We start from the raw sequence: 25302 nt of genomic DNA on the forward strand, positions 1-25302 counted from the left end.
TTGTTTAAATTTTAGTTTACATACGTGCACTAATGTGTTTTATAATGACGGTTAAAATACCTTCTTTTTAGGATCGCACGTACAGGATATATCGCATGAGCCAATATAGCAGTTCACCAAACGCGCAAGCCGCCGACTCTAATGCTGCCACTATCCAGCAAACTCTGCGCCAAAAGCCGCCCCATTATGAACGCCCAGATGAGATGCGTGTGGTGGTGACGGGTATGGGTGCGGTGACACCTTTAGGATTAGACGTCGCAAGCTCGTGGACGCGTCTACTTAATGGCGAGAGCGGTATCACGCCCATTACTCATTTTGATGCAACCGACTATCGGGCGCAAATTGCGGGTGTGGTCAAGGATTTTGACGCCAAGCAATATATGAATGCTAAAGACGCGCGCCGCTATGATGAATTTATGCATTATGCCGTTGCAGCTTCGGCTATGGCGTTAAAAGACGCGGGTTTTATCGATGAAGTTAGCGCAGCTGATACACCTGTACAAGATGTCGAGCAAGAGCGCTTTGGCGTAATATTAGGGTCAGGCATTGGCGGTATCCAAACCATTGAAAACAGCCGTGATACCCTACGTGACAAAGGCGCTATGAAGGTTTCGCCCTTTATCATTCCAGGTTCTATCGTTAATATGGCTGCAGGTTTGGTCGCTATTAAGCATACTTTACAAGGCCCAAACCTGGCGACCTCGACTGCTTGTACCACCGCGACCCACGCTATCGGACTTGCTGCGCGCTTGATTGCCTATGGCGATGCCGATGTGATGCTGGCAGGTGGTAGTGAAAAAGGCTCGAGCCCGCTTGGAATGTCAGGTTTTGGGGCGATGCATGCCCTCTCAACTCGTAATGATGAGCCAACCAAAGCCTCGCGTCCGTTTGATAAAGAGCGTGATGGCTTTGTACTCGGTGATGGCGCGGGTGTCGTCGTCCTTGAAAGCCTTGCCCATGCTAAAGCGCGCGGCGCAACGATACTTGCTGAGCTGGTTGGCTTTGGGATGAGTGACGATGCCAGCCACATTACCGCACCACCAGAAGATGGTAGCGGTGCGGCTCGCGCCATGCGCAACGCACTAAACGATGCCGGTATTGAGCCTGCCGCGGTTGGCTACGTCAATGCCCACGGTACCAGTACGCCTGCTGGTGATGTTGCCGAATCCATTGCGATTGAAACCGTTTTTGCGCCCGTTAAAGACAGCATTTTGGTCAGCTCGACCAAATCGATGACCGGTCATTTATTGGGTGCCGCTGGTGGTATCGAGGCTATCTTTACTGTGCTTGCCCTGCAACATCAGCAGGTACCGCCGACCATTAACTTAGATAATGTTGAAGACAACTGCAATCTCGATTACGTGGCCAACCAATCACGTAAAGTTGATAATCTGCAATATGCAGTCTCCAATAGCTTTGGTTTTGGTGGCACCAATGGGTCGCTTATATTCGCTCGTTGGCCGGTGCAACCATCAAGCTAAAACGCCTAAAACAACGTTAAAAACGCTAAATAAATGTTAAAAAACTATTATTTTAGCCGTTGTAACCTTGGTGTCAGATTTGCTACGTTTGACCACTTGCAGCCCCTTATCGTACTTGCGTATGATAAGGGGTAATTTTATGCAACATTTATGGAAGATACCATGTCAAGCTACTCATTTTCCCATCAGTTTTATCAGCGCTGGACGTGTGCGCCAGACCCTGTACGCGCCTCTATCACCCAAGAACTTACCGATATCACCACCCTCTTACAACACGACACGCCATTTGAAACCTTTGTTTTTAGCACTCATGACTTAGACGCCCATCTTGATAATCTTTATGAAAATCATGAAGCTGAACAAGCGATTGCCAAAGCCATTGCCGAAAAACAAGCGCAAGAGCGAGCGGCTGCCGAAAAAGAGCGTTTAGAAGAAGAAGAACGTGTAGAAAAAGAAAAACAGGCAAAAGCAGTAGCAGACGCTAAGCAGAAAGAAGAAGAAGCATTAGAGGCAGCAGCGGCGAAACAAGAGCAACAGCACGATGAGCAGCTAGATCATAAACGAGCTACCAGTGTTGATGACAATGATAGTAGTAAAAATATTACTAGTAAAAATGACACTGACGCAGTAGAAAAACTGGAAGCTACTAAAACAGATGCTACGAAAACTACTGCTGATACTGACACTGATAAAAAATCCATTCAAGAAACTGCCAATGTGGTAAATGGCGCAAACGATCATAATATGAAAACCGTTATCGATAAAGCTGTTTCAGACGCCGCTATTCCTTTGTCTTTAAAAGATACTAAACTTGGCGCGAGTCACCCAGAATTAATTCGCGAGCTTGAGATGCATGTCGATGACTATTTAAGCGAGCAAATGATGCAAATTTCTGAGAATTTAAAATCTTGGTTACGGGCCGAATTGGCACAGCATTTAACCGAACCTGATACCACCACTACTATTAAAAGTAATGAAAATATCGCCAAGAAAAACATTCATTAGCTATAAAAAACCTGATTTAAATTAGGAGTTTCTTCGTATAACTAGAGATTAAAAAGCCCCATCGATATTGACGGGGCTTTTTAATATCTTCAATTCAAGAATATAAGTTTTTGCCTTAGATAGCTTTAGTACGCTCGGTTAGCCACTCAAGTGCTGCACCTTTAACGCGATCTTTTAGCTCGGCATAGACTTGGCTATGATAATCATTGAGCCAATCAATCTCGAATTGGGTTAATAGTGCAGGCTCAATCAAACGGGTATCAATGGGGCAGTAAGTGATGGTTTCAAAGTGTAGGAATTGTCCAAACTCAGTCTCAGTCGGATTCGCAACCGGCGTATTGACCACCAAGTTTTCGATACGAATACCCCATTTGCCCTCGCGGTATAAACCTGGCTCATTACTAGATATCATCCCTTCTTTCATCGCGCGCTCTTTTGGCGTGCTGGCACTATAAGCAATGACCTGCGGGCCTTCATGGACGTTTAAGAAATAACCAACGCCATGACCGGTACCATGACCATAGTCCATCTGTGCTTGCCACAAGGGTGCACGGCAAATCGCATCGATGAGCGGTGACGCAATACCATCAGGGAAATGCGCTTTTGCTAAGGCGATATGGGCTTTAAGCACGGTGGTAAAGTCGCGTTTATGCTCAGAACTTACTTGTCCAATCCCGACCACGCGGGTGATATCGGTGGTACCGTTTTGATATTGCGCACCTGAGTCAATGAGCAATAAGCCGCCCTCGCCTTCAGCGACATCAAGGTAGCTGAATTTTTCTGGCGTCGCACGGTAATGCGGCAAGGCGCCGTTTTCGTTAAAGCCTGCGATGGTTGGAAAGCTTGGCGACACATAATGCGGCTGCTGACTACGAACTTCGATGAGCATACTATCGACATCCAGCTCACTCAAACGCTCACCGTCTGCTAGGCGTTTTTCAAATGTCGCAAAAAACTCACTTAACGCCGCGCCATCTTGACGCATCGCTTCGCGTACATGCTCGATATCCGCCGCAGACTTCACTGATTTGAGTAACGTACTTGGCGCCATTTGCTCAATAAAGCCAACATCGTCGGCCATTTTTGATAACGTACCGACCGCCACTTTGCTTGGGTCTAACAATAATATATCTTCTGGCGTTAAGGTAGCTAATGCCTCTTGCACCGCATCATAATCTGCAAGCGTGATACCGCTGTCTTTTAGCGCTTTTTCAATCTCGCTACTGACTTTATGATTATCAACAAACAAGGCCGCTTTATCTTCGCTAATGAGCATATGCGCTAAAAATACCGGATTATAATCGACGTCTGCACCGCGTAAGTTGGTCAACCAAGCAATATCATCTAAGCTTGACAGCAAGTGATGGCTTGCGCCTGCCTCCTTCATGCCTGCGCGCACGGCAGCAAGTTTTGAGCTGGCGGGCTGATCGATAAACTGCGCATCGTGTTGGTAGAGCTGTGCTGATGGCAATGCTGGACGGTCGTTCCATATGTCTGTCAACACATCGCGCTCAGTGATTAAAGTAATATCGTTAGCATCAAACGCATCAAGCAATCTGTCTTGCTCAGCGATAGACAATACATTACCATCCACCGCCACGCTATCGCCTTCGGTTAAGTTTTGCGCTAGCCAATCGATATGATTTGGCTGACCAGGAGCCAGTTTTTCCAAAGTAATACCCGTGCCTTCTAGCTGATGCGCGGCGTGTACCCAGTAGCGACTGTCTGTCCATAGGCCAGCAAAGTCAGCGGTAACGACCAGTGTACCAACCGAACCTGTAAAGCCTGATAACCATAGACGCGCTTGCCAATATTCTGGCAAGTACTCAGACAAATGCGGGTCTGCTGACGGCACGATAATCGCCGTTAAATCTTGTGCCGCTAGCGTTTGGCGTAGGCTATCAATACGCTCGTGGATGTGTTGTTTATTCATGAAAGGTGTCCTTATTACTTTTAAAAATGAGAGTTAAAAAAAACGCTTGAGAGGCGACTATGAGTAGCCGTCTTATTGAGGCAAATAAATTTATCAATGTTAAATACAGCGTTATATTTGCCTATAAAGGGTTTACTATTTTTAGAATGATAGCTATATAAATGAGTAAGAGTGCTTAGGCGTTTAGCCGAGCTATTATTAATTTCAGCTTAGTAATAGTATTTTAATAATAGTATTAAAGCAGCGCCTCTCTAGATGTTTGGGCAGATAGCAGGCTTTCAATGGCGATAGAGAAATAACTCACTGATTGAAACAATAAAACGTGCTACCGATTATGGTAACACGTCTTATCTTTTGGCGTTTATAGGGACGATTGCTACTATAAATAAGCTAAATAGGCTTAATTAATCTTCACCATCTTCTTAACGCTTTATTTACTGAGCCGCTTTATCGGCTTGCTCACTTTTGACCAGCATGTTATTGATAGGTTTTGCCAGTACTAATAACACCACTGCGGTCACCACCAAAAAGATGGTCATGGTGGTAAATAGTGTTGGCAAGCCTTCGATCTTGTCGGCTGAAACGTGACCACCAAAGAACGCAGCGACCAAGTTACCCATGGCGACAGAGGCAAAGAATAATCCCATCATTTGCCCTTGCATGCCTTTTGGAGCAAGCTTGGTCATTGAGGATAACCCTACTGGACTCAGCGCCAGCTCCCCTAAAGTTAATAGTAATAAACTACCCACGAGCCATAATGGCGATGCTAAGCCGCCGTCACTGGTCAAGATGCTTTTTGAGGCAAATATCATCAACGAGAAGCCTGCCGCGGTAATCAACATCCCGAGCGCAAACTTGGTCATACTATTAGGTTCAAGACCGCGTTTGCCAAGCTTGACCCAAACAATACTAACAATGGGCGCCAGCAATAAAATAAACAACGGGTTTAAAGATTGGAACCAAATACTCGGTATCTCAAACCCTAAGACGTTCAAGTCAGTATAGCGATCGGCAAATAGGTTAAACGAGGTTGGCTGCTGCTCAAAGCTTGACCAAAATAGCGTTGAGCCAATGATTAAAATAAAGCAAGTCAGTAGGCGCAGCTTATCGGTTTTATCAAGACGCGGCGAGACAAACATAACCGCAAAGTAGCCTATCACCACCGCGGCAATGATATAAGTCATATATTCAGCGACCGTTTCAGGATTGAACGGTAACATACCACTTGCCACCAAAACCACAACCGCTGCCAATAACACCAAGAAACCAATTACCCAGCGACCGATGTTTTTATAGCGGTCATTGGCGTGTTCCCACTCAGGTTTTATATTTTTGGCTTGGGCATAGTGGGTCAAGGTTTTTTGCGCAGAAAAACGGTAGATCAGTAATGATATCAGCATACCGATACCACCAACACCGAAACCTGCGTGCCACATGCCCTTTTCTTTAAACACCCCAACGATGAGCGCTGCTAAAAGGGCGCCAATATTAATGCCCATATAAAACAAGGTAAAACCACCATCACGGCGCACATCGCCTTTTTTATACAAAGCGCCTACCATGACGGAGATACAGGTTTTAAATAACCCTGACCCTAATACAATACATATCAAACCAACAAAAAATAGCGTCATGCCAAATATGGCGGAGAGCGCAATACATAAATGACCGAGGGCGATAATCACGCTGCCCCACCATAAGGCACGCTCTTGACCAAGCCAGTTATCAGCGAGCCAACCGCCCGGTACTGCCGCCAAATATAATGAACCGGCGAAAATACCATAAATAGCAGAAGCGGTGACTTCATCAAAGCCAAAACCGCCGCTGCCAACGGTGGCTACCATAAACAGTACTAATAACGGACGAATACTATAATAAGAAAAGCGTTCCCACATTTCGGTAAAAAACAGCGGGCGTAGTGGCTTTGGGTGCCCCATAAACCCATTATCCAGTGCTGCCAATTCAGCTTCACTAACATTTACTTTTGAGTCTCTGCTCATAACTTTATTCCTTTAAAGACCACTGTAATGACGACCAAACTCCTGTTTATTTTGCTAAGCGGTCACATAGGCGCATTATTGTTTCACTTGGTTATGGTCAAGTAAAGAAAAAGTTATTCAATAATTACACAAATACCTACAAAAAAACCTGTGCTCAGTTAACCAAGCACAGGTCTTTAATGTTAGCTTCTAGAGTATTTTCACTCTTAGAATAAAGTATCGTCACAACAGTTGTACTTAATTACGGGTATCTGACTATATTTATACAAGTATTTGTTTTTATAACAAATACTTAGGTCACAAGCTTACTCTTCAGTTTTCCAAGTATGCGTTAACTCTGCACCCTCACCACCATCCAAATCCGCATCGGCTTCTTCTGCTGTCAAGTTAGCATCATCAGGTACTGCCGCTTGATTGACAGTACCCTCAGCAGTTGCGGTGCCAGATTCAGCAGCAACAACCGTACCATCAGTATCAGCAGCTGGGGTTACGGTAGCATCTGCTGGATTTTCAGTAGGTGCGGTTGCAGGCGTACCAGTTGTTGCTGGCTCGGCAGCGGTTGCAGCGGGCGCAGTTTCTTCTGCCGCAGTTGCCTCTGTTTCAGCAGCCGCTTCGGTGCTCTCAGCAGTGATATGCTCGCCTGCTGGACGCAAATAGCCAGAAATGCCGATTAATAAGACGATACCTAAAAATAAGGCAACACCGCCTAAGGCAAATAGGAACTCTTTCTTGGGATTGTTTTCGACAATATGTTCTGACATACCTTATCCACCTTGCACAAAATATTTAAAATATTGGCCTATTATATCGCAATTTATATCGATTTGTGAAAACCCTTAACGATTTAAAGGGTTTATTAGCGAAAAAACTTACAACCAAAGCCTATGGGTATTTTTTATTTGACCAAACGTCTCTGCGGGGTCGCACGCTTGCCAAGATAGCTTAATAATAGCAGAAGCGCAATAATGATTAAAATAGGATAATTACCCGCGCGCATATAAGGCGTATTACCAACGCGTGCCTGCACATTTCCGCGTAAGACGGTGCGCTCAAACTGCGGTGCGCGCTTTACGATATGACCTTTATGGTCAATGATAGCCGTAACGCCAGTATTGGTGGCGCGCATAAACCAGCGGCCGTTTTCAAGCGCGCGCATTTGGACCATTTGCAAATGCTGGAGCGGACCTGCCGAGCTACCAAACCACGCATCGTTAGAGATGGTCAATAAAAAGTCAGTATTGATGGCGTTTTTGCGCGTGGTGTCAGGATAGGCAACTTCATAGCAAACCGCAGCGCCCAAGTTATGACCACGCACGCGCAGCGGTGATTGATTATCACTACCGCGGCTATAGCTCATGATATCTTGGCTACCAGCAAGGTTTGGCAAGATATCTAGCATACCCTCAAAAGGAATATATTCGCCAAAAGGTACCAAACGCTGTTTTTTATATAGCCCTTCAGCGTCCGCACCTAAAGCAATGACACTGTTATAAAACGGCGGGTATTTATCGGTCTTGGCATCAAAAGCCGCGGTATCCTTATAAGGGATACCAGTGACCCACGTGGTATCGGTTTCTTTGGCCACTTTGACCACTTCACTGATAAAACCTAGCGCTTCATCTTGAAACATGGGAATGGAAGACTCTGGCCACAAGATCATGTCGCTGCCCCATTCGGTACTGGACAGGGTGGCATAAATTTTTAGCGTTTCTACCTGATATTCAGTCAGCCATTTTAAATCTTGTGGAATATTACCTTGAATTAATGATACCGATAAGTCAGGCGTGCCCTTTGGTTTTGTCCATTGCGGATTTAGCAACCATAACGCGCAGCTGACAATAAGTAGTGCGGCAGTAGGAATCATATAACCGCCGCGGCGACGCAATAGCTCAACCAAACTTGCCGCCAATAATACTGCCACAAAAGACACCGCAAACACACCAGCAATGGGCGCTAATGACGATAGCCAATACTGCTCGGTAAAGGCATAACCGACAAATAACCACGGAAAACCGGTAAATAGCCAAGTTTTCATCCACTCTTGCAATACCCAAAGCGCGGCAAAGGATAACGGCTGCTTACCGACGACACGATTAAAAATCAGCGCCAAAAAGCCATGAAACAAGCCCATCCCAAGGCCCATCAGCGCAATCATAATTAGCGCGAGCCACACTGGCGTATCGCCATAGACATGGATTGAGGTATACAGCCAAAACGCCCCGACGCACCAAAGCCCGGTGCCATAAGCTTGACCGATAACAAAAGCACGCTTGCCTGTCATATCAGGCATCAGTAAGGCATACAAAATAGCGGGCGACACCAACGCCACCGGCCAAAAACCATACGGCGCGAGGGCAAAGATAAACACTGCGCCTGCCAGCCACGCAATCAATATGGTCAACACCAGCGGCAAACCCTTGGGCTTATCGGGGTTTAGACGTTTTTGCAAATCAACAGTAGACAGACGCATAGCAGTTATCCAAAACCTTATTTTTCAGTCGTTTAAAACTTACATATTAACTTTGTTTTATTCAGTTAGCGCTGGAATTGGTAGCCAATCGTTAGCTGCTCAATACAGCGCTCAAAAATTAAACCTGCCCATGATACCAGTCTAAATCACTCAATAGGTAACATTGCGTTGCAAAATGCCCATTTTAAAAGCAAAAAAAAACACGACCGCAATCGTGTTTTTTTATATTTAAATGCCGAGCTGATCTTTAAGTGCCAAGCTTAAGTGATAAACATCAATAAATTAATGGCTACCTATTAATATTTGCTGGTCAGCATTGATTTTAGACAGCTCAAGATTTTGAATAAAGCGCCCTTCAACATCGGTAATGGTAATTTGCCAATCGTCTATCACCACGCTTTCACCTTCTAAATCGCCAACATGACCGAGCGCTTGCATCACCAAACCGCCCATAGTATCAACATCGGTATCATCAAAGTGGGCGCCAAGCTCATCGTTACAGTCTTCAATCACTGTCGATGCTTGCACGCGCCACGTATTTGGTCTTTCAGGATCGGCGACGATATTATTGATATCACTGTCTTCATCGAAGTCATCATGCTCATCGACGATATCGCCAACGATTTCTTCGAGCAAATCTTCCATCGTTACCACACCAGCGAAGTTACCAAACTCATCGACGACAATCGCCATATGCACTTGGGTGCGCTGTAATGAGCGTAGCAAAGTATCAGAGCGTGCCGTTTCGCTGATATAAAGCGGCTGACGCACCAAGTCTCGTAAACGTTGACTGTCAATTTTATCTTCTTGATCTCGCACCATGTGTACGAGGATGGGAATCAAATCTTTTGCCAATAAAATACCGATAACGGCATCATCGTCTTGGCTATCAAAGACCGGATAGCGCGAGTGTGTGGTCTCAAGAATGATATCCATCACTTCAGCTAAGCTAGCGCTTTCGTGCAGCCCAACCACTTGCGGGCGCGGGGTCATGATTTCGCGAACTTGGGTGGCAGGCAAATCAAGGACACCTTCCAACATATCCACGGTATCGGGTTCTAAGAACTGGCGCGAGTCTTGCACCAAACGTATCAGTTCATCACGGGTTTCGGGGGCGGTCGATAGCCAGCGTTTTAAGCCGCGCATCGACCAACTACTCGGGCTTGGAGCGTCTTCGGACATGATGATGTGATTTAACCTCTTTAGTTAATAGCAGTAATCAAAGAAAATAGTAAATAGCAATTAAAATCTTAAATCTAAATGGGGATTAAAATAGTAAATAAAACAGCGACTTTATATTTAGATAATGGTCAAAATATTTAAATAAAGGACAAATTATCTATAAAATCCTATCATAACGATAAATGACAACTATATAAGTATAGATAAAAATAGACCAGCTTAATAAGTTTCACTTTATCGCAAGGCTTACGGACATTCAACGACAAATTCACTCAAATTGTATTGTCAGTGTGTTGTAAACTTTGCTATGGTCAAAGCCTTCATTCCTCAAAGTCAAACCTATGTCGCTACGTGCCTTTTTTTCTCGCCTGCTCTCGCCGCTCGCAAACAGCAATCGCTTAGAGCATGGGGCAGCTTATGATCGCCAGCAAAAGCGGACTTGGCGCTATTACCTCGCGCAGCTTTTAATCGTTACTACGTTGCTCCTATCTACTATTTGGCTGTTAATGGCAATCTGGTATCAGTTTGGCATACGCTCACCAATTACGTGGCTTATGACCCTTATGATAGTCGGCATTTTAGCGGCGCTGGCTAAGGCAGCTTATGCAACAAAAAGGCATTGGTCAAAAAGTCCAAAAAATCGAGGTAATCAGCCATCAAATAATTTAACAGCGCCGGATAAAAAAGTGGCCGTTAAATGGCTCATCGGTTTATATGGCGCAGTTTGGTTTATCGGTTTGGGTTGGTTCTTTTCTATCGAGCCCAAACAAGACCGCGACTGGATGGCGGAAGTCAGCGAAAGGGTCACCTATCGCCGTGACGCCAATAATCCTAACTTAGTCACGCTCACCAATGTGCGTAATTTTGATTGGCGTACTGATAAAGAGGCGGCTGAACACTGGGACACGCGCACCATTGATATGTCAAAACTCTCTGGCGTCGATGTGACCAACTCCTATTGGATGGGGCCGCTGATTGCGCATACTTTGGTCAGTTTCCGCTTTGAAGATGATAGACCGCTCGCCTTCTCATTTGAGATTCGTAAAGAAGAAGGCGAGTCGTTTTCGGCATTGGCAGGGTTTTTTAGGCGTTTTGAGCTGAGCCTGATTGCTGCTGAAGAGCGCGATATCATTTATACCCGTAGTAATGCTCGCGGTGAGCAAGTTTATCTGTTTCCGGTCAGCAATCTACAACAGCACGAGGTCAAGTCGTTATTTGAGTCTTACTTAACTGCCGCCGATGAATTGAATGCCAAACCAACTTGGTACAATACGTTGATGAGCAACTGTACCAATATTATCTTTTATATGGCGCGTATTGTCAGTGGCGACCGTCTGCCATGGGATTACCGAATTTGGGTATCGGGCTGGCTACCAAACTACTTATACGACGTTGGCATGCTCGACGCCAACCCTGAAAAAGACGGTCAGCCTTGGTCAATGGACACGTGGTACGAGCGCACGCATATCAATCCAAAGGTTCGCGGCTTTGATAATTTGGCAGGAAACAGCGCTATCAATAGCCGCGAGTTCTCCAAGCAAATTCGGCAAGATATTCCTATCCCGCCACTGGCAGATTCACAAGCCGATGCGGAAGCGAGTGCCAAATCTGCCGCGCAGGACTCTAAAGAATAGCTGAGGTTTTCGAAGAGGTGCAGCTACTCTCCAAAGCGGTATTGCGACGTTAAATCCATTGTTCATTAAGCATAAACATAGATTAAACCCTTTATAAAAAAATTTAGGTTAGGGCTGAACCCAATTTACCACCCGCTCCTCCATCTCCTCATCTGTTATGCCAATCTCAGAAATACAGCGCCCTGCTACGCCAACATTGGCAGCGCGCATCTGCTGCTGAGTTGCCACCGCATCTCCCGTCAATAACAAATGCCAATTTGGTAAATCTTGTCCTTTATACAAGCGCTTATAAGCACAGTGCGACGGCAGCCACATCATCTGCGGCAAATTCTCCATAGTTAGCTGAATACAGTCTGGCACGTGCTCTTGGCGGGTGGCGTAATGCTTGCAATAACCGGTCGTGCAATCCATCAGCTGACAAGTGACATCGGTATATTCAACCATTTCTGCTTCATGATTATTGTCATCGCTGATATTCTCATCATCGATGTATTTAATTAGGCAGCAGCTACCGCAACCATCGCATAGCGCTTCCCATTCGCTATGGTTTAGCTCTGACAGCGCAAAACGTGACCAAAACTGCGGACGCAATAGATCATTAGCATCGTTTTGGCTGTGAGGAAATAAGCGCACAGCAGATTGCGTCGCTGAATCTGAATCAGTTGTTGTTTTGGAATCTAGAGCGGATGCTAATTGAGATTCAGATTGATTGAGCAAATTGAGTGTCATAAAGTCGCCGTAGCATTTTGATAAAGAGCGTTACAGTATTATAGCTGTTTTTGGTATGCTTGGGCGTTAAGGTAGGAGAAGTAAATAAAAGAATGAAGCAAAATACGAACAGTTAATACTTATAAAACAAGCATTTATAAAGTAGTTATTTATAAAACAGCCATTTATAAAACCCCCTTCATAACATAAAAAAAGGACAATAATATGTCAATTAAGACTTTTGAATTGATCAGCACTACCGAAAATAACGTTGAGCTTATCAGCTATGTGGCGCTGCCAGAATCTGCCTCAGAGGACAATCCAGTAGCAGGTATTTTGGTGGCGCCAGAATGGTGGGGCGTGGTCGATCATCCAAAGTCCGTCGTTGAGCGCTTGGCAAAAGCAGGCTATGCGGCGGTGGCGATGGACGTTTACGGTGAAGGCAAGCTGACCAGCGACGCGTCGATGGCCAATATGTGGATGGAGCAAGTACTTGCTGATCAAGACATGCTAATGGCACGTTGCCGCTTAATACTCAATGACTTTGGTGATCAACTGGCGGTTAATCGCGATAACTTAGCGGCGATTGGTTATTGCTTTGGCGGTAAAGTGGTGCTCGATATGGCACGCGAAGGCATGCCATTAAAAGCCGTCGCAACTTTCCATGGCAACCCATCAGCAAAACAGCCAGCCGACAAGAACTTTACAGCCAAAGTATTGGTCGCTCACGGCCGTGATGATTCGATGGTGTCGATGGAGGCAATCGAAGGTCTAAAAACAGAGCTAGATGCTGCCGATGTTAACTACACGATTGATGTCTATGACGGTGCCAAACATGGCTTTACCAATCCGCACGCCGATGAACGCGCGGCCAAAAATGATGTTGACCTTGGCTACAACGAAACGGCTGCTAAGCAAAGCTGGGACAACATGCTTGAATTTATGAAAACCAATCTTGGTGAATGATTTTAAAGATATCATCAATCAAGTTGTATAAACGCTCACTATAACGAGTGTTAATACAAAGCATAAGACAAAAAACAGGGGTCACTTTCTCAGAAAGCGACCCCTGTTTTTTGTCGTTATACACAATAACTACCATGACCAATCTTGTGCTTATGAGCAAATAACGTCATTATCTCTTTATTATAAGTGGGATTGAGTAACGAGGATGTTATATCTATTGATAAATCAGCTGGGCTGGCTGGCTTTTATGGCTTTATTGATCGTGGTGCTCATACTATACGCCAGGATAAGCCAACAAATCAGACAGTTGCGTCATGATATGACAGCGCTACAAGCTGAGCTTAAACGGCAAAAAGAGGGCTTAATCACAGCAAAATCTTCTCACGCCGATATAAATAGCAATCAAGAAAGTCAATTTGCAGCAACGCCCGATCTCTCTTTAACCTCGCGGTCACCAATGCCGCCACCGATACCGTTAGCAGCAGTAGATTCGGTTACAGCAGCTGACGCTAGCGCCGAACCCATAGAAGAAAACCTCGGCTTAAAGCCAAAGCCAGCAGAATCGACAAAATCGAGAACCCCCGTTACAACGATAGAGCCAGACGAGCGTTCCTTACCTATCGTTACCTCACTCATTCACTCGATGCAAAACTGGTTTTTTGGCGGCAACTTAGTAGTGCGCGTTGGGGTTTTGGTGTTGCTCGTCGGGGTGGTGTTATTGCTGCGCTTATTAAGCGACTATATCGAAATTCCGATTGCCCTGAAGCTTGTGAGCATTGGCATTATTGGATTGGCGTTGGCTGCGCTTGGTTTAAAATTAGCAAAAAATCGCTTTGCTTATGGCATCACCCTGCAAGGGGCAGGTTTAACGATTGCTTACTTGACGACCTTTTTTGCCTATAGCGTCTATCACGTGCTGGCGAGTGTGCCGAGCTTTATTGGACTTGGCCTTTTATCAGCTGTCACCATCGGTCTCGCCGTGCGCCAAAACGCTTTACCGTTGGCATTGTTGGCACTTTCTGGTGGGTTTTTTGCACCGATATTGACCAGTAGCGATATCGGTAATTTAGTGTCCTTGTTTAGCTATTATTTATTATTAAACGTCACCATTGCTGTCATCGCTCATTACCGTACTTGGAAAATGCTCAATCTACTCGGCGTGATGGTCACCTTTGGACTGGCTTACTATTGGGGTGTGACGGAAAATTTAAGCGCTGTTATTGAGGCGCAGCGCTGGACGTTGGTATTGCTAGTGGCGCTGCACGTATTACTATATTTGTTTGTCGTCATTCGCTACGCGCAGCAAATCATTGCTTATAACACACTTAATGAAGCAAATTTTGCTCATACAGCTAACGTTGATAGTGCAGAGAATCCAAGTCATTTAGATAAATTTTATTTAGGAAACCACAGCTATATATTCCCTATTGATACCGGCTTGCTATTTTCCGTGCCGATACTGGCCTTTGGTTTATTCGCGGCGTTGTTAGAAGCTATTCCTAATGGGTTGACCTTCACCAGTGCTATTTTCGCGGCAATTTATTTGGGTATTGGCTGGGTATTTGTCCAGCGTAGCCAGCGCTACGCCTTAATTACCGAGGGTATGCTGGCATTGGGATTTGGCTTTTTAGCCTTGGTGATTCCGCTGGCACTCGATGCAGAATGGATTGCCTTTGGCTGGTCGGTACAAGGGCTGGCACTGGTATGGTTTGGACGGCGCTCACTACGTGCATGGTCGGTATTGTTTGGGTTGTTATTGCAGCTGCTCAGTATCGCGATGCTAATGATAAATGTGGTCTTTACGATCAAAGATTATCCAACGTTGGCGTTGACGATTTCGGCGCTCAGCTATCTAGCTACGATGTTTATCTTACGCGCCAGCAACTCGCCTATTGATGACGCCAACAACCAGCTTAACGCCAATCATACGCTGACTGCCTATACTAAAACCTTGGGCATTGGTGAGCTCGCTACTAAGCAATGGCTTACCAGTATCAATAGCCAAAGTATGGCGTTTAACTTGATGTGGCGCAGTCCAAATTTGGGTCGATTTTTGACCTTTACTGCAATGGTTTGGCTGCTGTATGTATTGATCATCGATTTTAACCAATGGCTTGACAGTTGGCGATTAGCAACGACGGCGCTGCTAGGATTGGCCACCTTAACCAGCCTAGCTATTTATCAGGCAATCAATCACTATCATTCGTGGCGCGAGATTAGGCAGTTTAGCCATGGGTTATTGCTGCTATTTTATGCCGCGCTACTGTTTCAACTACCGCAAAAATATGAGTTTGATTATCAATGGACCACCTTTCATTGGCCGATATTTATCATGCTACTCATAGGCTGGTTGGTCGTTGGAAAATTGTGGTTAAGAACATGGCATAAAGAATTGGAGTTAAAAAGTTTTGATAGCGCGAGCTGGCTTGGTGCTGGCATTATCCTGTTGGCAGAAGCTATGCATTATGGCTTGCCCGATTCAAAAGGCGTCATGACTATTTTAGTTCCGGTTGCCTTTATGCTAGCTGGATTATGGTGGACACAGCGTCATGCTATGGTTCAGTACAATGATAAGCAATCACACTCGCAAACAGGAGCAGCGACCTCAGCATTTGCGCCTTATTGGTTTGATTGGCATCAGGCATTATTAGACAGTGCCAAACTCTTTGTACCTATCGCACTAGGTTGGGCTATTTTTACCAACTTCACTTACGATGGTATTATTTGGGAACTGCCCTACTTTCCTTTATTTAACTTATATGATGTGACGTTATGGCTGGTGGTGTTTTACGGCTTGGGCGTTTATTTACTCCGTCAGCCACATGGTAGAGGTTCGAGAAACCTATTAAAAGCCATTCCTAAAAACGATATGCTATTAATTGTGTTAGCGCTGATTGGCCTTTGGGTAGGCTCTAGTATGTTGGTTAGAACGCTGCATGCATTTATCGGTACGCCTTTATGGACTGGCGGTTTATACGACGTGACAGGAGGCGCTTGGAATAGCGAGCAAGTACAAACGGGACTAACCATTTTATGGACGCTCATTGCTTTGGTCGCCACTATTATCGCCAGCCGCTATGGACAACGAACGCTATGGTTTATGGGCATTGGACTATTGGGAGTTGTGGTGTTAAAACTGGTCATCGTCGATTTATCACAAACCGAGGCGATTTGGCGAGTGATTTCCTTCCTTGGTGCGGGTAGCTTAATCTTGGTCATTGGTTATTTAGCGCCATTGCCACCAGCACGTGAGGATTTAACAGACGAGTTTGAATAATAGTCTGCTCTGTGCGTTACGTTGAATGAAATGTTAACGTGGTGACGCTGGTTGTGTAGTAAACTGAACACCATTAGAAAGTAGACGTTGATTGTCTTACTTTGAGCATTTTTTATAAAAGGTTAGTAAAGCAGATGGATAAGAGAGCAAGTATTCAGTGGTTCCCTGGGCATATGAACAAAGCCCGTAACGAAATCAAAGAAATCATGCCGCAGATGGACGTCGTCATTGAAGTGATTGACGCGCGTATTCCTTATAGTAGCGAAAACCCCATGGTCGCGGCATTACGCGGCGAAAAACCAGTCATCAAAATTTTAAATAAAGCCGACCTTGCTGATCCTGAATTGACTAAAGCGTGGATGGAATATCTTGAGCAACAAGATGGCGTTAAAGCCATCGCTTGCGACAATAATAAAGCCGATGACGTCAAGCGTATCATCGCGATATGCAAATCCCTCGTGCCCAATAAAGTCGGTACGGGTCGCCAAATCAAAGCCATGATTATGGGTATTCCAAACGTTGGTAAATCGACCTTGATTAATACCTTGGCTGGACGCGCGGTAGCTAGAACGGGCGACGAGCCCGCAGTCACCAAGTCGCAGCAGCTGATTAAGCTTGACGATGACATCATGCTCTATGACACGCCTGGTATGCTATGGCCAAAGGTTGAAAACGAAAACTCTGGCTATCGCTTGGCGGCGACCGGCGGTATTCGTGATACGGCGTTTGACTTCGCCGATGTGGCCAGTTATACCGCTGAGTATCTCATGCAAGCCTATCCTGAACTGCTAAAAACCCGCTATAAGATTGAAGAATTACCCAAGACCGATTGGGAGTTTTTTGAAATGGCGGGACGTAATCGCGGCTGCGTGCGCGCGGGCAATCAAGTCGATACCTACCGCATGTCTGAGATTTTGATTAACGAGTTACGTAGCGGCAAGCTTGGAAATATTACCCTCGAGACGCCAGAAATGACTGAAGCTGAAGAAATTGTGGTCGCTGAACAACGAGTCGCAGCCGAAGAGAAAAGAATCGCTAAAGAAGAAGAAAAACGTTTACGTCGTTTAAAAACGCGGAAGAATCGGAAGTAGATGCTTATTAACTATTCTTGCTATATAGTAATATTATGCCTACCTATTTAACTTAACAGCTTTTAAGGTACTCCTAGGACTATGGAAAGCAAAAAGACTAAATGGCTAATTTATACCGTTCTAGTAGGATTAATTCCAATTCTTGCAAGACTTATGGTCTGGTTTGTAACTAAAGAAGGTAGTCTTGACTTACTATCAGCCTCCGATTTTGTTGCTTTTGGATTAGTTTTGCACATCTCTAACATCAATGAAATAGAACACTGCGTAGGACAAGAAGAACAATGGAAAACTGTCCAAAATGGTATTTCGATTACATTTATAGCTTTTTATAGCATTCTATTAGCTTTGAATCTAGTTGGAGCAGATGTTGTTGATATTAGAGCTATAACATTTTGTGCTATTGGTTTAGCAGTAGTTTCATTTGTTATCAGCTATTCAGTATATGATGCTGTTTCAAGAATACCTATTCCTTCTGTTGAGAATACAATATGACTACTATAATTATAGTTGCGACTATTATCTTAGCGTTAATAGGTATATTTATAGCTGTTTGGTCAATAATAACAACTCGTAAAAAATACTATGATGAGTATATTAAAAGGAAAAGAAATGATTAAAAATATTATATATCTTGATGAAGATAAAATGTATTCATTATCATCACAGCTTTTTGAAGGAGTGACTGAATATATTTTAAATGAGAAAAGCTTAGATAAATCCGAATCAGAGCAGCAAAAAGGTCCTGTTTCCAGTGGTAGAATAGTCGGTGATATTTTAAAAAATAGCGAAAGAAATACTGAAAAGAAATTTTTAAATGATTATTCATATACTCTTTTTGAAAAGAAGCTTATTGAAGAAAATAAGGTACTTACAGTTTCATACGACAGCTCTAGTTTAGAAAAATTAATAAAAGAAAAGTCATTTATAAAAGTTACAGCAAAGGCAACATTCAACGATATAGATTCAATAATAAATACCCTTAATGATTTTAACCGAATGGGTAAAGCCCTAACGTATGTCACTAATTACGAAGACATTAAGTTAGTTAAAGCGGAACTCTTGAGGGTTCAAAAAGGAAAAGATGAAAGAGGTAAAATTAGTGGGCTGAACGCTGAACTTAAAAGAATCAGCAATATAGATAAACTGTCGTCTGATCAAGGTTTAAATTTTGATAAACAGTTACTTGAAGATTTAAGTTTCCTTTTAGAATATGGTTTGGGAGGTCAACTTGAAGTACAAATGAATCTGTCTAATCATATAGCTTCCGCTAATCTCAATCGAAAGTTTCTTAGAGAACCAGAAGACTTAGTGATTCGTAAATATTCGAGACAGACTGAAGTGAAATTTACTTTATTTGGTATAATCACACAATGTGAAAAAGAACAAACTAGCGTTCCTGAAGCAACGCATGACTATGAAACTTTGAAAGAAGCCATAATGAATATGGTTTCCCATATAACTAACTTAGAATCGGCATTCACTGGCAGGCTTAGTAATGAAATAATTATTGATCCAATCGCATTATATACTGAGTTATAACTAAATCTGATAAAGTAAATGTAAAAACTATAAAACAATTTTATATGAATTAACTTTAAACGATGGAAAAGCTGACTCAAAGCCCTCATATCCTAATTCTCGCTTCTAATATGACGGTTTTTTATGACTCAGCCAACCGCTAATTTAAAAAATAAAATTGGAAACCACATATTTAGCCAATCCGAAGCTGAATTAACTAACTTCGCCCCGCGACTTCTTAATTGGTTCGCCGAAAACGGTCGCCACGACTTACCTTGGCAACAGCACCAAACTGACACGCCCAATCCTTATGTCGTTTGGCTATCAGAAGTCATGCTACAGCAAACGCAAGTAACGACAGTGCTGCCCTACTTTGCCCGTTTTATGGATAGCTTTCCGACGGTACAGGATTTAGCAGCAGCAGATTGGGATATGGTGGCGGAGCATTGGGCAGGGCTTGGCTACTATGCGCGCGCGCGTAATTTACATAAAGGCGCGAAGCAATTGGTCGAAGTCATTGATGAGACGGGCGACTTTCCGCAAACCTTAGCCGGTTGGGAGGCGATTTCTGGCGTTGGACCGTCGACCGCTGGGGCGATTATGGCAATGGGTCTTCATCGTTACGGCGTTATCTGTGATGGTAATGTCAAGCGCGTCCTGACACGCTGGGCGGCTATCGATGGTGATATTACTAAGTCGGCGACGACCAAAGCGCTGTGGGCATTGGCGGAGCGTTTAACGCCTAGGGAAAATTCAGGATTATTTGCGCAAGCCATGATGGATATGGGCGCAACCTTATGCACTCGTAGCAAACCTGCTTGCCTATTTTGTCCGCTGCAAGAGGATTGTATTGCCCATGCGCAGGGTCGCGAAACCGATTATCCAGTCAAAGCTAAAAAGCAGCCCAAGCCCAGCAAATTTAGCAATGCACTATTGATTAAAGATACGGACGGCAAAATACTGTGGCTACAGCGTCCTGACAATGGCATTTGGGGCGGATTGTGGAGTTTGCCTTTGCAATTTTTTGAGAAAATTGACGGTAAAGTAAGTGGCAAAACAACTGCTAAAAATTCAAAAGCCAGCGATGATAAATCATTAAAAGTTGCTAGCAATGAAAAAGTCTATGAAACAGAATTTACCACCGCTGAGCAAATTATCAATGAATGGTTAAATAAGCATAATTTAGCAGCCGCGCCCATTAATAAAGCCTTAATTGATGACGCGCCTATTAAACATTCATTAACTCATTTCCATTGGTATTTAACGCCGCAATCACTGACTTTAACGAATGAGCAAACGGCTGATTTGACCAAAGCCTTGCAAGCAGCAGATATTAATATAAATTGGTCAAATGCTGAAGATGCACAAGCAACACTTGGATTGCCACGAGCAATGGTAAAGATCTTGGAAGCCTAAGTTAGGGCGACTAAGTAACCTTTATAAAAAAAAGCGACTCAAAATATATTCTGAGTCGCTTTTTTCATTTATAACCTACAAAAAACTAAGACAAAACTTAAGATTTGGGCACCCGCAAGCGCATCAAACCTTCTTGTTGTACCGTCGCGACCAATCGACCATCTTGCCAAAACTGTCCGTGGTTTAAGCCTTTGGCATTAGATGTGGTGTCGCTCCACATGTCATATAGCAGCCAATTATTTAAATCAAAATCACGATGAAAATGCATCGAGTGGTCGATACTCGCCGCTTGCAAGCCACTGGTCATAAAGCTGACACCATGTGACATCAGCCCCGTACCGACCAAGTAAAAATCAGACGAAAATGCCAATAGTGCTTGCTGAATGGCCACTGGCTGCTTGCCAAGCTCACGGATACGCAGCCAGTTTGCTTGCTTGGGTTTCATCGGTTCTGGATGAATCGGATCACGCGGCTTAATCGGTTTAATCTCGACATGACGATGACGCATAAAGCGCGCTTTTAGGGCATCAGGAACCTTTCCAACATACTGCTCTTTTAAATCTTGCTCATCAAGCAAGTCTTCTGGCGGTGGATACACTGGCATATCTTCTTGATATTCCAAACCCTCTTCCATCGGTGAAAACGAAGCAATCATCGAAAATATCACTTGCTCGACAGGCGCTTTACCGCGCACTTCTTTATACTGAATTGCCGTGACTTCACGCGCTGACAGACTGCGACCATCACGCAGGCGGCGTACTTGGTAAATCACCGGCTGATTGATATCGCCACCGCGCAAAAAATAACCATGCAACGAATGACAAGGTTTGTCTTTATCGAGCGTATGCGATGCGGCCATAATTGCTTGCGCCAGCACTTGCCCGCCAAAAATACGACTGCCCACATAATCGTGGCTTTTACCTTCAAAAACATCAGGGCTGACTTCGATAAGCGCGACGGTAGCGAGCAGCTCATCGATCAGTTGCGGATAATCAGACATGACGATAGGTTTCCTTATTTTGATCAATCACGCCAAGCATTGAGATATAAGCACTCAAGGGTCAAGCGTATCAATACGATAGGCTTAAGCCAATGCGGCGTTTTAATTTAAAATAATATGTATAGTAGGTTTATTTTAAAACTGTTATAGCATGGCTATTATAGTTTGCGATAAACACCCACATAACGCTGAGAACGCCAAATAAATAGCCAGTAAAATGATTAGCAATCGCTCATTATAAAGCGAAAAGCCAATCATCTTAGCGAATATTAAAGATTTTGACTAGGCAGTCGCCGCCTTACGAGTCGGTTTAACGCTTTATTAGCTTAACAATAATGAGCAAGTAATTATCTAAACAAGCAATTATCTAACCAAGTAGCATCTAAGCTCACAAACATAAATAAAAAACGAGATGATGAGACACCTCGCTTTTTATTTAACTTTATATTATGGCTTTACAGCGACCAACACGCGAATAGAGTCTGGAACCAGCGATAAATTGCCTAGTGCTTGCTCACCTTGGGCTTTTAGCTGCTCTAGACGCTCAATCTCTTCTGGGCGCACGTTAGGATTGATGGTTTGCAAATGCTTTAGGCGTTTGATTTCACGTGACCACTGTTGGCTAAAGCGCGCGCTTGCTTGTTCACCAATGTCTTCTAGCTGTTGACGGGCAATATCTTCGGCTTCATAATAACGCTGCTCAATCACATCGCCACGTACCTTAATCACTTGGCGGGCGCGGTTTTTATCCAAGCGCTCAATATGCGGCATAATCATATCGCTGCTAATACGCGCGGATAAATCACTGCCCTGCTCACTGATAAACACACGAATATTTTGCGTCGGCAGGGTTGCAGGCAGATTAAGCAATCTTGGCGCAATCGCTTCAACGCGAAAATTCACTTCTAGCATCACCATACCTTGTGGAACGGCGACACTCTTTAGCATCGCAACGGTGGTATTCCCAAAAGTGCTGGTACTTGCTAGCTCATAAATCGCGCGCATCAATGGATGCTCATGGGTGATAAATTCGATATCTTCACGCTGCAGCGCTTGCTTGCGCTCAAAGGTCAGCGTCATACCATCCTCATCACCGAGCGGCAGACCGTCGATATAATCGCTAATTTCCGTGCTATCAATCGGCGCAATCACCCATGAGCCATCACGCTGGATATTGTGGTCGATATTGGCGGAAGCAAAAAAGCGCTCGATAAATTGCGGCAATAGATTGTGTTTATCAAAATCATGCATGGCATCGGCAATACGCCCAGCAACGCGCGGACGGCATGAGTTGTACTCAAGCAAGCGATCGCGACCGGCTTGTAGCTGTGCTTCTAGTCCCAAGCGCGTTTGCTGTGCTTCTTCGATAATCTCCTGCAAAGTGGTGCGGTTAGCGTCGGTATCCGCGCCTTCAAGCATCGGCTTTAGCTCTTGGATATATTGCTCTTGTACGCTTTGCGCCGTTGGAGAAATCTGATTAAACATATTGAGCGCGTCGTTATACCAGCGGTACAGTCGCTCTTGCGCCGTCCCTTGTACATACGGTACGTGCAGCATAATTTGCTGTGTCTGCCCGATACGGTCTAGGCGACCGATACGCTGCTCTAACGTATCTGGATTGGCAGGCAGGTCCCACAATATCAGCTGGCTTGCAAACTGGAAGTTACGACCTTCCGAACCAATCTCTGAGCAGAGTAATATCTGTGCGCCCTCTGAGTCAGCAAAAAACGCCGCCGCTTGGTCACGCTCAAGTAAGGTCATCTGCTCGGTAAAGATGGCGGTTTTAATACCAGCATGCAGACGTAAGACGGCTTCTAAGCTTTCGACCGTCGCCCCACTCCGCGCAATCAGCAGCACTTTTTTATGCTTAAGCTCACCCTTTAAGATATCAATCAACCACGGCACCCGCGGGTCATCTTCTAGCCAGCCACCATCGGGTTGATTTTCTTCGCCCCAAAGCTGCTCGCGCAATTTACCCTTGGTTTGGTAGCTATCGACCCATGCTGCAGGTAGCGACAATGGATACGGCTGGCTGCTACGACCATAAAAACCTTTGACACTCTCACGAGTATTACGGAATAAAATACGTCCCGTACCATGACGGTCAAGGAGTTCATTAAGCGCATAAGTACGCAGTTTTTCGTCGTCATTAATGTTTGCTAATTCATCGATACTAATAGAAAGCAGATGACTCAACGCCGCTATTTGACCGTCGCTTAACGGTTTATCTTCGATTAAAACACTGGCAACAGCGGCGGTTTCAGCAAAGGCTTCTTGGCTATCGATAAACTCATCAAGGTCATCAAAGCGGTCGGGGTCTAATAAACGCAGACGGGCAAAGTGACTTTGGGCACCAAGCTGCTCTGGCGTTGCGGTCAACAACATGACGCCCGGTGTTTCTTCGGCAAAGTCGGCAATGAGGTCATATTTATCATTGCCGCCTTGTGCTTCATCCCAATGCAGGTGATGCGCTTCATCGACGACCAATAAATCAAAGCCCGCTTCCATCGCTTGATCGTACAAATCTGGATGGTCAAGCAATAAGTCCATGCCGGCAATGATACATTGCTCAGTCGTAAAGACGTTTTGCTCAGGGTCGTGTTCTTTAATCGCAGCGGTACGTACCAAATCAAACAAGGCAAAGTTTAGATTAAAACGGCGACGCAGCTCGATCATCCACTGATACTGCAAACTGTCTGGTACAAGAATTAGGACGCGCTCAGCTTTGCCAGTCAGTAGCTGCTGATGAATAATCAGACCTGCTTCAATAGTCTTACCCAAGCCAACTTCGTCAGCAAGCAAGACACGCGGGGCGATACGTTTACCGACTTCATGGGCAATATACAGCTGATGCTCGATGATATCGACACGTGCGCCCATCAAGCCTTTGAGCGGATGACCCGCTAGCGCTGATTGCATACGCAAGATATCTTGACGCAGCTCATACCAATCCCCGCGCTCAATACGACCAGCCAGCAAACGCTCAAGCGGCTTAGCCAGCGTGATATTAGCCGCCAAACGGGTTTCCATAATGCCTTTTTCATGCTCATCAACACTGTATTTGAGCACGCCCATCACTTCTTCAACAGCTGTCACCGTAAAGGTATTACCGGCTTGGTCAGAAATGCTATCGCCTTCTTTGAACACCACGCGCGATAACGGCGCAGAATTTTTGGCGTAGACGCGCGTCTCTTCACTTTGCGGAAATAGGATATGCACACAGCGGTCATCGACGTCGATGACCACACCCAAGCCAAGCTCAGACTCCGTATCAGATAAATAACGTTGACCAACGGCAAATTCGGTGCTGTGCAATGAAGCGATAGAGATAGTCATAAGGCGATGTCTTTTGTACTCAGATGATAAGAAAATAGATAATTAATGAATCAAGCCACAATCACACAAGGATTTAGTCAATTAATAGCTCAAACTCATTAATAAATTGCTGGTCATTGAAGCTATCAGCAACGCCCAACTTGTCAGCTAGGTCGATGGATAAAACAGACCATTATATAACGTTAGCGCCTAGATGAGTGCGTTAACTTGACTTTTCAAGAGCAGTTTTTGGCAAGATTATTGCAATTGTTTGGCAAGAATATTGCAATACTGCGCTTAAGTAAC

General features: G+C 44.6%; 17 protein-coding genes. 9 read left to right on the forward strand and 8 right to left on the reverse strand.

The window, feature by feature from the left end:
* The first annotated feature begins 95 nt into the window (after positions 1-95).
* Both fabF and RAH45_RS12265 read left to right on the forward strand, forming a co-directional pair.
* Positions 96-1481, forward strand: coding sequence for a beta-ketoacyl-ACP synthase II (fabF, locus tag RAH45_RS12260; RefSeq protein WP_156508470.1), 1386 nt, complete (start codon positions 96-98; stop codon positions 1479-1481).
* Positions 1482-1631: 150 nt separating this feature from the next.
* Entirely contained in the window at positions 1632-2486 is an 855-nt protein-coding gene (locus RAH45_RS12265; RefSeq protein ID WP_198328986.1) for a hypothetical protein, read from the forward strand.
* 115 nt (positions 2487-2601) lie between these two features.
* Here the strand turns inward: RAH45_RS12265 and RAH45_RS12270 are convergent, their stop codons facing one another.
* The 5 genes from RAH45_RS12270 to RAH45_RS12290 form a co-directional block, all read right to left on the reverse strand.
* A complete protein-coding gene (locus tag RAH45_RS12270; RefSeq protein WP_068403669.1) occupies positions 2602-4419 on the reverse strand; it encodes an aminopeptidase P family protein in 1818 nt (605 codons plus the stop codon).
* A 434-nt stretch (positions 4420-4853) separates the two neighbouring features.
* Positions 4854-6419 carry a peptide MFS transporter gene (locus RAH45_RS12275; protein WP_068403671.1) on the reverse strand — a complete coding sequence of 522 codons (1566 nt, stop codon included), beginning with the start codon at positions 6417-6419 and terminating at the stop codon, positions 4854-4856.
* Positions 6420-6724: 305 nt separating this feature from the next.
* Complete coding sequence (locus tag RAH45_RS12280; RefSeq protein WP_068403673.1) at positions 6725-7180, reverse strand: hypothetical protein; 456 nt, start codon at positions 7178-7180, stop codon at positions 6725-6727.
* 134 nt (positions 7181-7314) lie between these two features.
* Positions 7315-8889: an apolipoprotein N-acyltransferase gene (gene lnt, locus RAH45_RS12285; protein ID WP_144297657.1), complete on the reverse strand. Its 1575-nt coding sequence runs from the start codon at positions 8887-8889 to the stop codon at positions 7315-7317.
* A 282-nt stretch (positions 8890-9171) separates the two neighbouring features.
* Complete coding sequence (locus tag RAH45_RS12290; RefSeq protein WP_068403676.1) at positions 9172-10071, reverse strand: CorC family transporter; 900 nt, start codon at positions 10069-10071, stop codon at positions 9172-9174.
* 341 nt (positions 10072-10412) lie between these two features.
* Here RAH45_RS12290 and RAH45_RS12295 point away from each other — a divergent pair, with 341 nt between their 5' ends.
* A complete protein-coding gene (locus tag RAH45_RS12295) occupies positions 10413-11705 on the forward strand; it encodes an Lnb N-terminal periplasmic domain-containing protein (protein WP_198328988.1) in 1293 nt (430 codons plus the stop codon).
* A 108-nt stretch (positions 11706-11813) separates the two neighbouring features.
* Here the strand turns inward: RAH45_RS12295 and RAH45_RS12300 are convergent, their stop codons facing one another.
* Positions 11814-12434, reverse strand: coding sequence for a YcgN family cysteine cluster protein (locus RAH45_RS12300; protein ID WP_198328989.1), 621 nt, complete (start codon positions 12432-12434; stop codon positions 11814-11816).
* A 204-nt stretch (positions 12435-12638) separates the two neighbouring features.
* On the opposite strand from RAH45_RS12300, the gene RAH45_RS12305 reads away from it, so the two are divergent.
* The 6 genes from RAH45_RS12305 to mutY all read left to right on the forward strand — a co-directional run bounded on the left by RAH45_RS12305 (position 12639) and on the right by mutY (position 20681).
* Positions 12639-13379 (forward strand): dienelactone hydrolase family protein, encoded by a 741-nt coding sequence (locus RAH45_RS12305; RefSeq protein ID WP_198328990.1) that lies wholly within the window; start codon positions 12639-12641, stop codon positions 13377-13379.
* Positions 13380-13626: 247 nt separating this feature from the next.
* A complete protein-coding gene (locus RAH45_RS12310) occupies positions 13627-16656 on the forward strand; it encodes a DUF2339 domain-containing protein (protein WP_306495319.1) in 3030 nt (1009 codons plus the stop codon).
* 134 nt (positions 16657-16790) lie between these two features.
* Entirely contained in the window at positions 16791-17747 is a 957-nt protein-coding gene (gene ylqF, locus RAH45_RS12315) for a ribosome biogenesis GTPase YlqF (protein ID WP_201592078.1), read from the forward strand.
* Positions 17748-17828: 81 nt separating this feature from the next.
* Positions 17829-18239, forward strand: coding sequence for a hypothetical protein (locus tag RAH45_RS12320; protein WP_200662304.1), 411 nt, complete (start codon positions 17829-17831; stop codon positions 18237-18239).
* Positions 18240-18356: 117 nt separating this feature from the next.
* Positions 18357-19286, forward strand: coding sequence for a DUF6414 family protein (locus RAH45_RS12325; RefSeq protein ID WP_289050948.1), 930 nt, complete (start codon positions 18357-18359; stop codon positions 19284-19286).
* A 123-nt stretch (positions 19287-19409) separates the two neighbouring features.
* Complete coding sequence (gene mutY / locus RAH45_RS12330) at positions 19410-20681, forward strand: A/G-specific adenine glycosylase (RefSeq protein ID WP_289050947.1); 1272 nt, start codon at positions 19410-19412, stop codon at positions 20679-20681.
* A gap of 97 nt (positions 20682-20778) precedes the next feature.
* On the opposite strand, the gene RAH45_RS12335 is transcribed toward mutY, so the two are convergent.
* Positions 20779-21681, reverse strand: coding sequence for an acyl-CoA thioesterase (locus tag RAH45_RS12335; RefSeq protein WP_144297665.1), 903 nt, complete (start codon positions 21679-21681; stop codon positions 20779-20781).
* A gap of 447 nt (positions 21682-22128) precedes the next feature.
* Positions 22129-25017 (reverse strand): RNA polymerase-associated protein RapA, encoded by a 2889-nt coding sequence (gene rapA / locus RAH45_RS12340; protein WP_289050945.1) that lies wholly within the window; start codon positions 25015-25017, stop codon positions 22129-22131.
* Positions 25018-25302: the final 285 nt, after the last annotated feature.

Origin of the sequence: Psychrobacter sp. van23A (assembly GCF_030845275.1) — a bacterium.
Lineage (GTDB): Bacteria > Pseudomonadota > Gammaproteobacteria > Pseudomonadales > Moraxellaceae > Psychrobacter > Psychrobacter faecalis.

Excerpts from the sequence above, each read along its gene's own strand:
- lnt (WP_144297657.1), bottom strand. The coding sequence starts at position 8,889 with ATGCGTCTGTCTACTGTTGATTTGCAAAAACGTCTAAACCCCGATAAG.
- fabF (WP_156508470.1), top strand. The coding sequence starts at position 96 with ATGAGCCAATATAGCAGTTCACCAAACGCGCAAGCCGCCGACTCTAAT.
- RAH45_RS12295 (WP_198328988.1), top strand. The coding sequence starts at position 10,413 with ATGTCGCTACGTGCCTTTTTTTCTCGCCTGCTCTCGCCGCTCGCAAAC.
- RAH45_RS12310 (WP_306495319.1), top strand. The coding sequence starts at position 13,627 with ATGGCTTTATTGATCGTGGTGCTCATACTATACGCCAGGATAAGCCAA.
- RAH45_RS12290 (WP_068403676.1), bottom strand. The coding sequence starts at position 10,071 with ATGTCCGAAGACGCTCCAAGCCCGAGTAGTTGGTCGATGCGCGGCTTA.
- RAH45_RS12335 (WP_144297665.1), bottom strand. The coding sequence starts at position 21,681 with ATGTCTGATTATCCGCAACTGATCGATGAGCTGCTCGCTACCGTCGCG.
- RAH45_RS12270 (WP_068403669.1), bottom strand. The coding sequence starts at position 4,419 with ATGAATAAACAACACATCCACGAGCGTATTGATAGCCTACGCCAAACG.
- RAH45_RS12305 (WP_198328990.1), top strand. The coding sequence starts at position 12,639 with ATGTCAATTAAGACTTTTGAATTGATCAGCACTACCGAAAATAACGTT.
- RAH45_RS12320 (WP_200662304.1), top strand. The coding sequence starts at position 17,829 with ATGGAAAGCAAAAAGACTAAATGGCTAATTTATACCGTTCTAGTAGGA.
- mutY (WP_289050947.1), top strand. The coding sequence starts at position 19,410 with ATGACTCAGCCAACCGCTAATTTAAAAAATAAAATTGGAAACCACATA.
- RAH45_RS12300 (WP_198328989.1), bottom strand. The coding sequence starts at position 12,434 with ATGACACTCAATTTGCTCAATCAATCTGAATCTCAATTAGCATCCGCT.
- rapA (WP_289050945.1), bottom strand. The coding sequence starts at position 25,017 with ATGACTATCTCTATCGCTTCATTGCACAGCACCGAATTTGCCGTTGGT.
- RAH45_RS12280 (WP_068403673.1), bottom strand. The coding sequence starts at position 7,180 with ATGTCAGAACATATTGTCGAAAACAATCCCAAGAAAGAGTTCCTATTT.
- RAH45_RS12275 (WP_068403671.1), bottom strand. The coding sequence starts at position 6,419 with ATGAGCAGAGACTCAAAAGTAAATGTTAGTGAAGCTGAATTGGCAGCA.
- ylqF (WP_201592078.1), top strand. The coding sequence starts at position 16,791 with ATGGATAAGAGAGCAAGTATTCAGTGGTTCCCTGGGCATATGAACAAA.
- RAH45_RS12325 (WP_289050948.1), top strand. The coding sequence starts at position 18,357 with ATGATTAAAAATATTATATATCTTGATGAAGATAAAATGTATTCATTA.
- RAH45_RS12265 (WP_198328986.1), top strand. The coding sequence starts at position 1,632 with ATGGAAGATACCATGTCAAGCTACTCATTTTCCCATCAGTTTTATCAG.